Source organism: Dolichospermum compactum NIES-806 (assembly GCF_002368115.1).
Classification (GTDB): Bacteria; Cyanobacteriota; Cyanobacteriia; order Cyanobacteriales; family Nostocaceae; genus Dolichospermum; species Dolichospermum compactum.
This window is the reverse complement of the sequence record NZ_AP018316.1, coordinates 268,522-284,607: the sequence shown is the minus strand read 5'-3', so window position 1 is coordinate 284,607 and position 16,086 is coordinate 268,522. Positions and strand designations below refer to the sequence as shown.

At 37.3% G+C, this 16,086-nt stretch carries 14 protein-coding genes and 2 pseudogenes; 9 read left to right on the top strand and 7 right to left on the bottom strand.

Annotated features, from left to right (window positions below; all coding sequences use genetic code 11):
- Positions 1–4 precede the first annotated feature (4 nt).
- Complete coding sequence (locus CA730_RS01210) at positions 5–1,288, top strand: ankyrin repeat domain-containing protein (RefSeq protein WP_096662956.1); 1,284 nt, start codon at positions 5–7, stop codon at positions 1,286–1,288.
- A gap of 24 nt (positions 1,289–1,312) precedes the next feature.
- Here the strand turns inward: CA730_RS01210 and queD are convergent, their stop codons facing one another.
- On the bottom strand, positions 1,313–1,786 hold the full coding sequence (gene queD / locus CA730_RS01205) for a 6-carboxytetrahydropterin synthase QueD (protein WP_096662953.1): 474 nt from the start codon (positions 1,784–1,786) through the stop codon (positions 1,313–1,315).
- On the bottom strand, positions 1,783–2,409 hold the full coding sequence (locus CA730_RS01200) for a 7-carboxy-7-deazaguanine synthase QueE (protein WP_096662950.1): 627 nt from the start codon (positions 2,407–2,409) through the stop codon (positions 1,783–1,785). The genes queD and CA730_RS01200 overlap by 4 nt, the downstream gene beginning before the upstream one ends.
- A gap of 654 nt (positions 2,410–3,063) precedes the next feature.
- On the opposite strand from CA730_RS01200, the gene CA730_RS01195 reads away from it, so the two are divergent.
- The gene (locus tag CA730_RS01195; RefSeq protein ID WP_096662947.1) at positions 3,064–3,423 is read left to right on the top strand and encodes a VOC family protein; all 360 of its coding nucleotides are present in this window, start codon (positions 3,064–3,066) and stop codon (positions 3,421–3,423) included.
- Positions 3,424–3,479: 56 nt separating this feature from the next.
- Positions 3,480–5,120, top strand: coding sequence for a lysine--tRNA ligase (lysS, locus tag CA730_RS01190; RefSeq protein ID WP_096662944.1), 1,641 nt, complete (start codon positions 3,480–3,482; stop codon positions 5,118–5,120).
- Between the two features lie 169 nt (positions 5,121–5,289).
- Here the strand turns inward: lysS and CA730_RS01185 are convergent, their stop codons facing one another.
- The 3 genes from CA730_RS01185 to CA730_RS01175 form a co-directional block, all read right to left on the bottom strand.
- Positions 5,290–5,955 (bottom strand): DUF4230 domain-containing protein, encoded by a 666-nt coding sequence (locus CA730_RS01185; RefSeq protein ID WP_096662941.1) that lies wholly within the window; start codon positions 5,953–5,955, stop codon positions 5,290–5,292.
- Between the two features lie 116 nt (positions 5,956–6,071).
- On the bottom strand, positions 6,072–6,656 hold the full coding sequence (locus CA730_RS01180) for a Uma2 family endonuclease (protein ID WP_096662939.1): 585 nt from the start codon (positions 6,654–6,656) through the stop codon (positions 6,072–6,074).
- 148 nt (positions 6,657–6,804) lie between these two features.
- Entirely contained in the window at positions 6,805–8,067 is a 1,263-nt protein-coding gene (locus CA730_RS01175; protein WP_096662936.1) for an FAD-dependent hydroxylase, read from the bottom strand.
- 213 nt (positions 8,068–8,280) lie between these two features.
- On the opposite strand from CA730_RS01175, the gene CA730_RS01170 reads away from it, so the two are divergent.
- Entirely contained in the window at positions 8,281–8,919 is a 639-nt protein-coding gene (locus CA730_RS01170) for a histidine phosphatase family protein (RefSeq protein ID WP_096671197.1), read from the top strand.
- 342 nt (positions 8,920–9,261) lie between these two features.
- Here CA730_RS01170 and mrdA read toward each other — a convergent pair whose 3' ends face one another.
- Entirely contained in the window at positions 9,262–11,040 is a 1,779-nt protein-coding gene (mrdA, locus tag CA730_RS01165) for a penicillin-binding protein 2 (protein ID WP_096662933.1), read from the bottom strand.
- A gap of 77 nt (positions 11,041–11,117) precedes the next feature.
- On the opposite strand from mrdA, the gene CA730_RS01160 reads away from it, so the two are divergent.
- The 5 genes and pseudogenes from CA730_RS01160 to CA730_RS24000 all read left to right on the top strand — a co-directional run.
- On the top strand, positions 11,118–12,254 hold the full coding sequence (locus CA730_RS01160; RefSeq protein ID WP_096662931.1) for an ABC transporter ATP-binding protein: 1,137 nt from the start codon (positions 11,118–11,120) through the stop codon (positions 12,252–12,254).
- Positions 12,255–13,337 (top strand): polyamine ABC transporter substrate-binding protein, encoded by a 1,083-nt coding sequence (locus CA730_RS01155; RefSeq protein ID WP_096662929.1) that lies wholly within the window; start codon positions 12,255–12,257, stop codon positions 13,335–13,337.
- Positions 13,338–13,486: 149 nt separating this feature from the next.
- Positions 13,487–14,368: an ABC transporter permease gene (locus CA730_RS01150; protein ID WP_096662927.1), complete on the top strand. Its 882-nt coding sequence runs from the start codon at positions 13,487–13,489 to the stop codon at positions 14,366–14,368.
- A 255-nt stretch (positions 14,369–14,623) separates the two neighbouring features.
- Positions 14,624–14,750: pseudogene (locus tag CA730_RS26320) on the top strand (transposase family protein); the annotation flags it as partial.
- Positions 14,751–14,897: pseudogene (locus tag CA730_RS24000) on the top strand (ISAs1 family transposase); the annotation flags it as partial. It lies immediately after the preceding pseudogene.
- 514 nt (positions 14,898–15,411) lie between these two features.
- On the opposite strand, the gene CA730_RS01140 reads toward CA730_RS24000, so the two are convergent.
- Positions 15,412–15,909 carry a molybdenum cofactor biosynthesis protein MoaE gene (locus CA730_RS01140; RefSeq protein WP_096662924.1) on the bottom strand — a complete coding sequence of 166 codons (498 nt, stop codon included), beginning with the start codon at positions 15,907–15,909 and terminating at the stop codon, positions 15,412–15,414.
- Positions 15,910–16,086 lie beyond the last annotated feature (177 nt).

Sequence of the window (16,086 nt, the reverse complement as noted above, 5' to 3'; positions counted from 1 at the left end):
CCAAATGATAGAAAATCAAGATACTTCGTTGTTGAAGGCTGTGAAAACTGGTGATATACAGGGAGTGTTTACGCTGCTGTCGGACGGTGCTAATGTGGATATTAGCGATATGAATGGGACTACAGCATTGATGTTTGCGGCGAATTTGGGTTATACAGAAATTGTGCGATCGCTCTTAGATGCTGGCGCTAACATTAACTTAACCAGAAAAACCTATAATTTAACAGCACTAATGCTGGCTGCTAGTGCTAATCAAATAGATGTTGTCAAATTGTTAGTCTCTAACGAGGCAAATGTCAATGCTACCAATGATGATGGTAGTACCGCATTAATGATAGCAGCTCTGAAAGGTCATCTTGAGGTTGTGCAAATTTTATTAGCCGCCGGTGCTGACATAAACATTACCGATAAAGATGATGATACCGCGTTAAAACTAGCAGTAAAACATAAACATCCAGCAGTAGTTAAAGAAATATCACAAAATAACCATATTGTCAATAGTCAAAATCTAGAAGGTGATACAGGATTAATAATTGCCGCAGATTTAGGCTATTTAGAAATAGTCCAAGCATTGTTATCATCTGGTGCTGATGTTAACATCAAAAACGTTGATCATGGAACAGCATTATTAGCAGCCACAGCAACGGGAAACACTGCTATTATCACCGCTTTATTAGATGCTGGTGCAGAAATTAATCATCAAGATAAAGAAGGTGAAACAGCCTTACATCTTGCCGTTGTCGAAGAATATATAGATGTAGTCAAAATATTAATCCAACGAGGCGCAGATGTGCAAATTAGAAACCATCTGGGAGATACACCCTTATTAATAGCCGCATTCCAGGGATATAGCGACATAGTAGCAGTTTTACTAGACGCAGGAGCGGATATGGAAAAGAAAAACTTTGGCGAAGTTGCACTCACCTTAGCAGTATCCCAAGGACATTTTCAAACAGTGAAACTCTTACTTAAACATGGAGCAGATATTAATAAATTAGCAGATGATGGTAAAACCGCTTTAGTCAAAGCCATAGCTGCCAACTATCCCGAAATATTCCAATTACTATTAGAAACAGGAGCAAATGTGAATCTGCAAAACTCCGCCGGCGCAACTGCTTTAATGTTAGCTGTAGCAGAAGGTTATAGTCAAGCAGTGGCAATGCTGTTACAAGCTGGGGCAGATGTAAATTTAAAAAATCAAGGGGGTTATACAGCCTTAATGATTGCCGAATTTAATAATTATCGTGGTATTTGTAATATGTTAAGACAAGCTGGAGCGCAAGAGTGAAAATTGCAGTTTAAATAACTGTGATTAAACGATTAAATTCATCCCCAAACCATGATTATTTTCACCGGATTGCAGTAAATTTAGATCTTGCCCAGAATTCAACCAGCCAGATATACGATTTTTAGAATACAAGCAAATAGAAGTACAAGTTTCATCAATTCTGACTGCTGTTAACCCTGCTAATCCTGCTTGTTCTAATTTATCATAAATCCAAGCAGCGATCGCCTCACTAGTTGGTGATTCTAAACCCATAGATTCATTTAAATAATAGTGATCTAAATAATTCTCAAGCAAGGGTTGGAGATATTTTTTGATTTCTGAATAGTCCATGACCATACCCTGTTTAGCACCTTCTGTCACCAAGGTATCACCAGCTACATAAACAACCCCACGCCAACTATGTCCATGCAGCCGGGAACATTTACCATCATGGTAAGGCAATTTATGTGCTGCTTCAAAGCGGAATTCCTTAGCTAGTAGCCACTGCTGATTAGTCATTGTACCCCGATATACTTGTGTGTTTGCAAAGATAGTCTATAGTCAGGTTTTTGTTGTAATATCTGCAAAATCAGCGGTAGTGATTTCGACGAACTGTTCCACTCAGGTTGTAAATAGACAAGCAAATTAGGGTGAGTAGATAGATATTTTTCATAAAAATCAATTTCTCTCCCAGTTTCTATGATTATTTTAACTTCATTAGCTCGACTCCAAAACTGACTTTGCACCGGGTATTTAGCGTTAAGATGTTCCTTGGGGGATAGAGTAATCCAAGCTGGGGGGGAAACTTCTTGCCAAAAAGAGCCTGATGTTTCAATGCTAACCAACTTATCTGCGACTAACAAAGCTTGTACTAATTCCGGTAAATGCTTATGAATAAATGGTTCTCCACCAGTTATTACCACTCTGGGAGATTTTATTTCCCCTAGAAGTTCAGCAATAGGACGTTCTATTCGGGGTAAATTTGCTCTTGGGTCAGCATAACCCGTATCACACCAAGGACAAGCAACTGGACAACCAGATAAGCGAATAAAGTCTACTAAGCAACCAGTCCAGTATCCTTCTCCCTGAACTGTACTTTGAAAAGTTTCATGAATTGGTAGCTTGATTTCTGAAAACGACATTTTTTAAATCCATAACCTCTTTGACTACCAGCTTGCCATAGAAAAAGTAAAAATCTGTAGGACTTACGCAAGAGATGCAAGGTGCGTCAGACTGCGTAAATCCTGCAAATAAACAGATTGTTGATATCTGACGCACCCTACCAATGTGCCAATTGCGTAAGTCATGCTCTTTTATTGTATGGGGTTTTTATGTAAAATTTATACTTTACTTAAGTAAATATTGTTGGATTTAAGAATAATTAATCAAATAAGATTTTGATAAAAATCAACAATTTATCAATTATTAAAAAAGAGAAACATCAAGATAAAATTCTTACACGACAAGGGTAGAAAGAAGTAAATTCATCTTTCACCGTTACCTTGTTTCTGCCTTGATGTTTCCTACTGTGCTAGATTTGAACAATATACATTTTTTTATTTGAAGGGGAAGTATTGGAATTATCAATTTTTATGTAATAAAAACTACGTGGATTATAAATCAATCTATCTTAGGTGTGGTTTTCTCAGCATTTGTGGCACTTTCGAGTAATCATAAAGAAAAAATTAATTTTTTTGAACAATAAGATCCCCGACTTCTTAGAGAAGTCGGGGATCTTAGTCTTGCAATGTTCAAAAATCAAATATGATGACTATATATTTTAACAAAACAAAAAAATGCAAATTATACAGAGTCTTCATACTGCTGTTCTAGTGACTGATTTAGAACAGACTGAATATTTTTATAGTCAGGTATTAGGACTAAACAAAGTAGAACGTCCTCTAAAATATCCCGGTGTCTGGTATCAAATTGGTAATTATCAACTTCATCTCATAGTTGCGCCTACTGTACCAACCGATAAGCAACAGGAAAAATGGGGACAAAATCCTCACATTGCTTTTGCTGTGGTTGATTTGCAGGTTGCGAAAGATGAGTTAATCGCTAAAAATTATCCTTTTCAGGCTAGTGCTTCCGGTCGGGCAGCAATTTTTATTCAAGATCCAGATCGCAATATTATTGAACTTAGTCAACAATGAGATTATTCTCCATAACAAAAGTTAAAATGGATGGATTGTGAAAAGATAAATAGCAAATGTTTTGGGCTGATAAAATCGCTGCTGATGCAGTAGGCTACCAGGTAGTTAATGATTCTAAGACTCCATCAGGACGGGTACACGTTGGGTCTTTGCGGGGTGTGGTTATCCATGATGTGATTTACCGGGCATTGAAACACGCAGGTAAACCTGTTAAGTTCTTATATGGTGTGGATGACTATGACGCACTGGATACAGTTCCAAAATACTTAGATCAGGAAAAGTTTTCTCCTTATTTGGGCTTTCCGCTGTGTAATGTGCCTTCTCCTGGTGATGATGCTAGTGATTATGCTAAATATTTCATTGGTGAATTTTTTGAAGTTTTCGAGTATTTAGGAATTAAACCAGAAACTTATTTTCTCCGCGATTTATATCGTTATGGAAAACTTAATTCCTATATTGACACTTTCTTAAAAAATGCCCATTTGGTGAGAGAAGCTTATAAGGAAGTAAGTAAAGCTGATCGTCCAAATAACTGGTATCCTTTTCAAGTTGTTTGTGAAAATTGCGGTAAGATTGCCACAACTGTCACGACAGATTATAACGGTTCAGAAGTATTTTACACCTGCAAACCTGATGCAACTGATTATGTAAAAGGTTGTGGACATTCTGGCTGGGTTTCTCCTTTTAATGGTAATGGTAAATTACCTTGGAAAGTTGAATGGGTGGCTAAGTGGGATGTGTTGGGTGTAACTATTGAAATGGCTGGGAAGGATCATTCTCAAAAAGGTGGTTCTCGTGATGTTGCTAATGCGATTAGTCGTAAGGTTTTACAAAAGCAACCTCCTTTTCATTCTCCCTATGAATTCATTCTTGTGAATGGGACAAAGATGAGTTCTTCTAAGGGAGTTGGTTCGAGTGCAGAAGAAATTGCGGCTTTACTTCCACCGGAATTACTGCGCTTTTTAATGTTGCGAACTCAGCCAAGAACGGTAATTAATTTTGCGCCAAATTATGAAACTACTACTCGTTTATTTAGAGATTACGATACTTTAATTAACAAGTATTCTAAATCTCCTGAATTAACGGAGGAATTAATGCCGTTATTTTACGCACAGCTAGGGGATGAAGTTAAAACTTTCCAACCTTTTGATTTTAGTACGCTGATTTCTTTGTTGCAAGTTCCGCGTTTAAATATTCAGGATGAGGTTGTCCAACGTAGTTTACAGCCTTTAACTGAGTATGATCAGGAAATTATTAATCAAAGAATTGCTGCTGCACAATTGTGGTTACAAGATTATGCAGATGAGGAAGAAAAGTTAGTTCTTTATTTGGAACAAGTTCCAGAGAAAGCTAATGATTTGAACTCTGAACAAGTTGCTTATTTGCAAAAGTTGATGGAGAATTTGCAAAATATTCCTCATTGGGAAGCTGAGGCATTGCAAACTATCATTTTCTCCACTACTAAGGAGTTAGGGATTCAACAACCAATTGCTTTTAAGGCTTTGTATCTATCTTTCTTGAACAAAGAAAAGGGTCCAAAGGCTGGTGGTTTGTTTTCTTATCTGGAGAAGTCTTTTGTGATTTCGAGGTTGCAAGATGTTGTGGCTTTGAATGGAGAAACATTGATTCCTACCTATGCAGAAGAGAAAGTTTTACAGCCTGTTGAAGAACTGACAAGTTTACCTGACGTAGTCTAAGCACTTATTGTCAAAAAGTAGCTAGTTATAAAGGGTTCAGATGATTATCTTTTTATCTGTCTCTTGATAAAAGTATTTGTGTTCCCTGTCTGTGACAGGGAATATAGATTGTCAAAAGAAAGAACCTTTTTAATTGCATTCCCACATAGAACTTGGGAACGAGGAAAAATCAATCAATATGACAGTAACTTGTTTTAGGTGATTGAGTTTCTATGATAATATCTGTATAACCAGATACTGATAAAATATTCTCTACTATCTCTTGGGCATTTCTATTTGCAGCTTCAAGAATGCCATTTTCACAAGCTTCTAATCTAATTTTTTCAATTGCATCTTTTTGGGCTTTTTCTTGTAAATCAATTTCAGTATTTGGTCCAAACCAATTACGATGATGATCTAAAAGTTCCGATCTTTCAACATCAAGAACAGTCTCAATAATGTATGGAGGAGGCAAAATAATTTTAACTTTATGATTATCTGCGTCTACCTCTTTAGCTTCTAATCCTCGCATATCTATACCAGCACGAATAATCCCCACACCTTCATAAATAACTTTTGTATTTCCCAAAGTTAGAGAAAATAATCTATTCTCTTCCGTTTCCACTACTGTAGCTTTACTCGACATCTTTACCGTGTTGAGTTCACTTATATTTTTAAGTCCACCAAGAATAACGGTTTTAATCTCTGTAGTGCTATTGGTGGTAATCCAAGGCAAACTCAAACCACGCCAAGTGAAGAATAATAGAGCTAAAAGCAATAATGCAATGCCAATACCAATAGATTTCAGAGATAACTTATCTTGTATTGTCTGTTTAAATGCACTGAAAGAAGTCATTTTTATGCTCCTGGTTAATTATAAGTATATACTCTGGGAGAGCATAAACAGTTATATGTTATTGTACAACCGTACTTATACTTAGGATAGCTGGTATTTGCGTAACATACCAAATATTAAATCCCTCGACGAAATTGTTTAATTGCTTCTAAGGGAGAAGATAATAATAAACAACGATTCAATAAAGATAAATCTAATTTCGGCAACAATTCACTATTATTAACTTTCTCATATTCTTCTTGTCGCAAACAGTAAATTCCCAGTGTTCCATCTTCCCAAAACCAAACTTCGGGAACTTGCATTAATTTATATTTCTTCAGTTTGATAGGACTACCACTTGTAATAACTATTTCAATACATAAATCTGGTCTAGGTTTATCAGCTTGAAAACAATAGGATAAATCGGCTTGATACTCAACTATACCAGGCAGAATTTGTGAATAACTACCACTGGGGAAAAATTCAATCTCCTCTATTTCAAAGTGTCTGGTTAGTAATGCAGCCATTAAACTACTAATTGCTTCATGTGGTTTACTGATAGTCACAATTTCTAAAACTCCTTCACAATAGAATAAACGCACTCCTGGTACATTTTCAAATGCTTTTTGAATTGCTTGGAACTTTTCCCAAGTTACTCCACGACGGTAGAAGTGTTGTTCTTCTTCTACTAAATTAAGAGAATTTTCTAAAGTTTGAGTCATGATATCTCTCACTTTCCTTAGTTATTAGGTTGATGTTATTAACCAATTATCAAAAGAAGTAAATTTTTAAGGTGCGTCAGATATCAAAAATCTATTTATGGCTGGCTGAGTTATCGAATCTGACGCACCCTACAATAGGTTGGTGATTTCACCGTTTAGCTAATTCTGGAGTTTTTCCTTTTAAGCCAATCATTAATTTCAGGGCGAATATTTTAACTATGGGAACTCGCTGCATAATCCACAAACCTAAACGGCGAATTATGACTATTGGTAAGAAGTTGTTAGAAAAAACTCGATCTAATAAGTCGGTGAAACCTAATATGGCGAGGTTTTCTTTTTTTCTCCAGCTTTCATATTGCTTGAGTATGGAAATATTACCAATATCTTGACGATTTTGATGGGCGGTTTGGATGATTTCGGCTAATGCGGCTGCGTCCCGAATCCCTAAATTTAAACCTTGTCCACCAACGGGATGACAGTTATGGGCAGCATCACCTATTAATGCTAATCTGGGGAGAACATAGCGATCGCTCTGCATTAACTGTACCTGAAAAATAAATCTGTCTCCCAATAATTCCAATTTTCCCATTTGTTGACCATAGCGTTTCGTCAGTTCCGCTAAAAATTCCTCATCATTCAACGCACACAAGGCTTTTGCTTCTTCATGGGGTGCAGTCCAAACAATGCGACAACGGTTTCCTGGTAAGGGTAAAATTGCAAAGGGACCACTTGACCAAAACTTTTCATAAGCGGTGTTATTGTGAGATTTTTCTGGTTTGACAAAAGCCACAATACAGGATTGCCAATATTTCCAACCTTTAGTTTTAATGCCCGCAGCTTGACGAATGGGAGACTTTGAACCATCAGCAGCGACTAACAATTTACTGCGAATTATCTGATTTTCGTCGCCAATTTTGATATTAATAGTAACTATATCTCTTTCATTTTGTGTACTTACCACTTCCGCTGGACACAAAATAGTTACATTTGCACAACTTTGGACAAATTCCTGTAAAGGTGCTAATAGTGCATAGTGTTCTGCTACATAACCTAATTCTGGTGTCCCTAAATCATCGGTTTGGAAGTTCACCACATCAGGATAATCAGCATCGGAGAGGCGCACTTGGTTATATTTAGCAATGTTGGGGAGAATTTTGTCCCATAAACCAATTCCTTGGAAAATTTGGGCAGACAGCAGATGTACAGCATAAGCCTGTCCTTTAGCCACTGCGGCTGATGCAACTCTAGCTTCAATGAGGAGAATCTTTAAACCAGAATCTTTTAAAGCTGCGGCTAGGGTTAAGCCGACAATGCCACCACCGACTATGACCAAATCATAATCATATCCCCAGTAGGTTTCTGTGGGGGCGTGGGGGCATGAAAGGGTAGGAGTAAGCGGGGATATGGACATTGTGAAAATAAATTACATAGTTTTAATTATTATTGTGACGCGATCGCCACTGATGATCAAGATAAATGGAAAAAACAATCACGGATTACACAGATTACACAGATTGAATGATCATGAAATCCTTAATTAGGTTCTGCTGTGACAGACTCGATAGAGAGATTGATGTTATTTTGTTTTTGCACAAATTCTTTTATCCCCATCGCCATACAAATTATGACACTCAATTTATATTTACTGCGGCATGGCGAAACTACTTTTAGTCAAAGTGGTAATTTCTGTGGTGAAACTGATGCAGATTTGACAAAAGAAGGGATGCAAATGGCATCTAGTTTTGCTGATGTATATCAAAAATTGGACTGGTCAGCGGTTTATGTTAGTCCAATGAAACGCGCTATTTCCACTGCCAAGCCATTTTGTGATGCTACTGGTATGAAGATGCAGGTGCGGGAAGGACTTAGAGAAGGTAGTTATGGACAATGGGAAACTAAGAGTAAATCGTTTGCTCAAGAAAATTACTCAGAAAACTATGTAAAATGGTTGACAGAACCGGCTTGGAATGCACCCATTGGTGGAGAAACTGCGGTAGAGATTGCTAACCGTTCTATGCCTGTAATTGCGGAAATTCAAGAAAAATATCCCCAAGGTAATGTTTTAGTCGTTTCCCATAAAGCCACGATTCGGATTATGCTTTGCAGTTTACTGGGGATTGATTTGGGACGCTATCGTTATCGGGTGAATATTTTGGTCGCTTCAGTAAGTATGGTTAAATTTGATGTGCATGGACCTTTGTTGGAAATATTAGGCGATCGCCATCATATACCAGATCATATCCGCTCTCGTCCAGGAACATAATATAGCAGGAGTCACCGAGTCACCGAGTCAGGAGTAAAAACCTCTTGTAGACGGAGTTTCATGAATACCTACGGTACGTTGACACGAACAATTCATGTCCTAAGCGCCTTGACCGTTGCTATAAATCAAGACTCTTTCAACACCCCCTTATTCACCTTAAAGCCAAAATATTTCCATTAACTCTACTTTAGGTAGTAGCAATATTTCTTGAGGCTGAGTAATCTTAAACTTATTAATGCCTGAAAAACGTGTAAGTACCCTGGAGATCATTTCAGGGTCTTTTTTTATCGAAAGCAAGAAGCAGGGGTAGAGATTAAGGGGAAAATTATTATTACCAATTACCTATTTTCGAGCAAAATGTTTTTCCATGATTTCTAAAATCATAGGTGCAGCGACACTACCACCACCACCACCGGAATGTTCAGCAAAGGCCACTATTAAAATTTCGGGTTTATCCGCAGGCGCATAAGCACCAAACCAGGCGTGATTTTCTTTAACTCTTCCTCTCCAAGCTTCTGCTGTACCACTCTTACCAGCTACAGGAGGAAGATTGGGGACATTTAATACCTTACCTGTACCTTCACTAATTACCTTCCGCAATCCTTCACGGAGAACTTTGAGGGTGGTGGGTTTAAGATATAATGATTCTCTCCAGCTTTTAGCTTCTTCATTATCCTTTAATAAATGGGGTTGAACTCGATAACCACCATTGGCAGGTACAGCAAACATCACAGCGGTTTGTAAAGGAGTAGCTTGTAAAGCCCCTTGGCCAATGGACATATTGATAGTATCACCCACACTCCAAGGTATCTTCCAGGCTTTCTGTTTCCAATTTTCATCGGGAACTAAACCTTTAGATTCTTCTGTAGTAAATTCAAACCCGGTTCTTTGACCAAATCCATATTTACGAGTCCATTCAATCAATGTTGGTCCACCGAGTCGCTTACCAATTTGATAAAAGAAAGTATCGCTACTCCACTGCATAGCCCCTACAAAACCTAAAGGACCAAAACCAGCGTGATTCCATTCACCAAACCTAGTTCCACCAATAGTTAAAGAACCGTAGGTTTGTAATACTGTATCAGGAGAAAATTTACCTGATTCTAGTGCAGCGGTTGTGGTGACGATTTTAAATGTACTGGCTGGAGGAAAGGCGCTAATGGCCCGATTAACTAAAGGATGACCAGAACCTTGAACGGTTTCCCAATCTTTTTGAGAAAGTTTTTGTTTAGAAAATATATTCGGGTCAAAAGTAGGATGAGACACCATTGCTAAGACAGCCCCATTTTTGGGGTCAATGGCGACTATTGCGCCATTGCGTTGACCTAAAGCTTTTTCTGCGGCTATTTGCATATCTAAATCTATGGTTAAGTGCAGATCGTTTCCAGCTTTTGCTTGCTTACTTCCCAAGACTCGTAAAGGTCTACCGCTACCATCTACTTCTACCTGCTGACCGCCCCATTCACCTCTTAACAATTTTTCATAAGCTTTTTCTACCCCCATTTGACCCATGACATCTCCTAAGCGGTAGCCTTCAGCTTTCCTTTTTTCCAACTGTTCAGCAGTAACTTCACGGGTATATCCAAGTATGTGAGCCAACTCTTGACCATGAGGGTAATAACGCACAGCTTCCGTATTTATTTCTACTCCGGGTAGTTCATTTTCATACTCCTTTAATGCTGTTACCTGTGCTTCGTTTAAATTTCGAGCAATGCGAATTAGTGATGAAGGATTGACAGCAGATTGTTCAAGTATTTTCTCGATATCTGTTTGGGGAGTGTCGAGAATTTTGGCTAAACGTGGACCAACTACCGACCAAGAGGGTTTGGTATGTGCCATTGGCCATAAGTACACAGATCGGGGATAACGGGTGCTGGCTAATAATTTACCATTTCTGTCAAAAATATTACCTCTTTCTGGTTGTTTGGGAATAATCCGAATGCGGTTGGATTCTGCGCGGATGCGGTGGTTTTTTCCTTCGATAATTTGTAAATATATTAATCTAGCGCCGATTCCAGATAACATTAATAATGTGAATAAAATTACAAATGTGGATTGGACACCACGTCCAACTGTGCGTGTATTTTTTGTTATACTAAGTAATGATGGTAAAATAGTCATAGACCAAAATAATTTTGATAACTAGGTAACAACTGACAACTGACAAGATTAAATATCAGGGTATTTTACTGAAGATTATGGCTCAAACTGCGATGCAGAATCAAAGAGGTTTAAAACCATTACAGCCACTTGATGTTGAATTGCGTAATGTATTCAAGTTTTTCAATCAAGAACCCGCAGTCCACGGAGTGGATTTGGATGTTAGACAGGGAGAGTTCTTTAGCATTTTGGGTCCTTCTGGTTGTGGAAAGACAACTACGCTCCGCTTGATTGCTGGATTTGAAAGGGTGGATGCTGGTAAGTTACTCATTCAAGGTCAGTTAATGACTGATGTTCCTCCTTATCGGCGACCTGTGAATACTGTATTTCAAAGTTATGCTTTATTTAACCACTTGAATGTGTGGGAAAATATTGCTTTTGGATTGCGATTAAAAAAAATATCCAAATCGGAAATTGCTAGTCGCGTTACAGATGCTTTGAGGCTAGTAAAGATGGAAAGTTTGCGATTGCGTGTTCCTGGTCAACTCTCTGGTGGTCAACAACAGCGGGTAGCCTTAGCAAGAGCTTTGGTGAATCGTCCCGCAGTTATCCTCCTTGATGAACCTTTGGGAGCATTAGACTTAAAACTTCGCAAGGAGATGCAGGTTGAGTTATCCAATCTTCATAAGGATTTAGGGTTAACTTTTGTGATGGTGACACATGATCAGGAAGAAGCATTATGTTTATCCGATCGCATTGCGGTGATGAATCAAGGCAAAATAGAACAAATTGGTAATCCTAGCGAAATTTACGAACGTCCGCAAACACCTTTTGTGGCTGACTTTATTGGTGATACTAATCTATTTAGCGGTGAAATTGTGGAAGTAGATGCAGAATCTATGAAAATTTCTACTAAAACCGGATTAACCATGATTGTTAGTCGTCACGAACAAACTCCTCTAGAAATAGCTCAAAGTGTTGTTGTTAGTGTCCGTCCTGAAAAAATCCAACTTTCCCTTTATCCCACTAATATACTCACAAATTGTTTTGAGGGACGGCTAATTAATGTCATGTATTTAGGGACTCATGTTAATTATGTTGTGGAATTAATCAATGGTGTTCACCTCAATGTTTTACAACCTAATACTTATGCTAGTTTACCAGATAGGAATACACCCATTTATGCTTGGTGGGAAAAATTTGACTGTTTAGCTATTAGTCAAGATGTAAATTAAATGACTAACAGACGTAATTTTCTCAAAAAAATGGCGGCATTTTCTACCTTATCTTTAGGTAGTTGTGGTTGGCGACTAGCTAATGTGGGGTCAAACTATGTTAGCTCTAATCAAAGTGACAAACTATATATTTATACCTGGACTCAATATACAGATAAAGAATTACTAACTACCTTCACGATCCAAACAGGGATGAAAGTAATAGCCGATGTATATGAATCCAATGATGTCATGTTAGCTAAGTTGCAAGCTGGAGGTGGTGGTACTTATAGCATTATTTACCCCTCTGACTATATGGTACAAAAGATGGCGGAAAAAGGGTTATTAATAGAAATAGATCATAGCCGTTTAATTGGCTTAGATAATTTATTTCCCCAATTTAATAATCCTACTTATGACCCGAATAATCGTTATAGTCTTCCTTTTAATTGGGGAACAACAGGTTTATTATACAACTCAGAACAACTGGTAAATGCCCCGGAAGATTGGGAGTATCTTTGGCAAAATCAAGATCAACTAAATAAACGGTTTACCTTACTCAATGATGTACGAGAGGTAATGGGTGCAACCTTGCGAATGTTAGGTTATTCCTATAATTCCCAAAATGAAACTGAGGTTAAACAAGCATATCAGAAATTGCAGATATTAAAACCTGCGATCGCCGCTTTTGATACAGACGCTTGGCAAAATAAGATTCTGGCGGGAGATTTAGCGATCGCTATGTGTTATTCTGCTGATGCCGTCAAAATTTGCAAAGAAAATCCCAAGCTCAAATTTGTAATTCCTCGTAGTGGTTCTTCATTATGGACTGATACAATTGTCATTCCCAAATCTAATCCTAATATAGCTGGTGCTTATGCCTGGATTAACTTAATTTTGCAACCAGAAGTAGCAGCAAAAATTTCCGAACGTTTGTATATTTCTACTCCTAATCAGGCAGCATTTGAACAATTACCAAAAGCAATTCAAAAAAACACTAATTTATTTCCTCCTGAATCACTTTTAGCCAAGTGTGAACGTCTAACCTCTTTAGGAAAATTTGAAGAGATTTATGAACGTTATTGGACTCAATTACTAACTTAAAAAATGATTAAGGAAGTAGGGGTGCATGGCTTGCGCCATTCAGTAGTCAGAAGAAAAAAGAAGAAGTAAACTATTTTGCCGTATGGCTTTTACCGTAAATCTTAATATCTCATTCAAGTGCATACCGCTATATAATCACTAATTTACAAATGGAATCTTCTAGCGAACTGAAAAAAATAGAGAAATTACAACCTGATTGGAAAAATTGTCTACCAACCTGGGGATTACTAGCACCATCTGGTATTTGGTTATTAATGTTGCTAGTTTTGCCAACAGTAATAATTTTTGAATTAAGTTTAGTCCCAGATATTAGACCAGGTGATTTAGTAAATCCTAGTGGATTAGGTAACTATATTCGCATTTTTGAACCGCTTTATTTAAAGGTAATATTTAATTCACTTCTTCTGGCATTTGGAACTACTATTATCACCTTAATTTTAGGCTTTCCCGTTGCTTATTGGATTGCTTTGATAGCACCAAAACGGTGGCAAAATTTGTTATTATTAGCCTTTGTTTTGCCTTTGTGGACTTCTTCCTTATTGCGTTCTTACGCATGGATTACAATCTTACGTCCCACCGGATTATTAAATAGTTTATTAACCAGTTTTGGTTTACCTGCTGTGAATATTTTGAACAGTAATTCAGCAGTATTAATTGGTATGAGTTACAGCTTATTACCTTATATGGTGTTAATTTTATATGCTTCTTTAGAAAAGTTAGATAAACAGTTATTAGAAGCTGCTGCTGATTTGGGTGCAAATCCAGTACAAACCTTTTGGAAAGTGACTGTACCTCAAGTTTTACCAGGAATCACTGCTGGTTCGCTGCTAGTTTTTATTACTGGGTTAGGGGATTTTATAGACCCAGAATTACTGGGTGGTGCTTCGAGTATGACCGCTGCGCGGTTAGTTTATAATCAGTTTCTGGGACATAGTCAAAATTGGGGTTTTGGTTCAGCATTGAGTATGGCATTGATTTTGATGGTGAGTATTGCCATTTCTTTAGTGATTAAATTTGATCAAACTAAATAATTGTTGACTTGATCAGAATTTAGTAAGCCTCAAATCTCTTGCTATCATAGTAAAAAGTGAAAAATTTCGGTTCTTCCGTACCTGTTATGCCAAATATGAGTTTATTTACCCCATAACCCATATAAATAAAGGGTTTCATTGTTTTTGATGCCAAATTTATATCAAATTCACCGATGAATTAACGTAAAATCCTTACGGTATCAGGATTTTAGGGGTTGACAAAATTATTTAGCATAGTGAGTACCGAAGAACCCCATTGCGATTTGTGCAGTAATATGTGGAGTAGATAGTTGGGTATTAGTGGAGGGCTTATGGAAAAAAGAAAGAAAAATGGCTAAAACGATTTTTAGAACTTCCAAACGGGATTCCATCTCATGATACAAATGCACCGCAAAATTTTGTAGTTCTTCGTCATATAGCAGTTAATCTTTTAGGAAAAGAAAAAAGCCAAAAACTAGGAACTAAAAGTAAGCAGTTTTGTGCAGGATGGGATGATGAATATTTAGAGAAGATTTTAGAATGTATCTGATAAAAATCAGAAAAGATAGACAACCATAAATATAAACAATTTATTTTTCTGTTGATTAGACAATAGAATCTAGATTTTTAATCTCAAAAAATATAGATATTAATATATAGAAATGAACCAAATAAATCTATCATCAAAAATAAATAATTACTCTAAATTTCTTAAATCTTTAGCATATTAATAAAGGAATTAATCAGATTTTGAATGGAATTAGATATTTTTCTGTCTTGATTCACTAATATGGTATTTTGTCAAAAAAAAATTAGATGCGTTTTCCCTGGGGCAATCCCCCTGTGGTTGCCCCAAATAACGGGGTAGGCACGGGGGCGCTACCCCTACATTAAATGCAAATTTTAGGGATAGGGATCAATTCCGGGGTTTTTAGCCTATCTTCTTTATATAGCGGTATGCACTTGCATGAGATACATCATAGCCCCCTAATCGCTTGCGGGGAGGGGGTTGGGGGTGGGGTTCTTGTATCTCACTCAATCGAGAACCGCTATAATATTAAAGTTTAATGGTTACAGTTTTTAATAGATACCCAACTAGACTCTGCTATTAGAGAACCATCTTCACCCAGTAGGCTGTAGTGTTCCTTTTTCCAAATTGGCGCATTATGTTTTAATGTATCAATAGCATACTCACAAGCGGCAAAAGCCTCACCACGATGGGGACAACCTACAGCCACAACCACACTAATTTCCCCAACTAATAATCTACCAATGCGATGATATATCACCACCCGATTCACATCAGGCCATTGATCACGAATATCATCAGCAATTTGATAAAATACCTGTAAAGCCATTGGTTCATAAGCTTGATATTCTAAAGCTACCACAGACTTACCATCAGTTTGATTACGAACCATACCACTCATCAGCACCACAGCGCCATTAGCAGGATTATCTGCTTTACTGTAGATTTCTTCCACAGACAATGGTGCTAATGTAATCCCGAAACTATCTTCAACCCTGGGTTTCAGGGGAATAGCAGATTTAGTTGTGATCATGTTAGTGAGATATTTTAAGTTATTAATTAATACACCAAATCTAATCTAATTCAGTATTAACATTATCGAAATTCTCTTCCGTTTCAATTTCATTTAATTCCTCATCTGAAACATCTAGTAGACTGCGGCGTAAGTGAATTAACCATTTTCAAGCCTTGTTAGGACTTACGCAAGTGT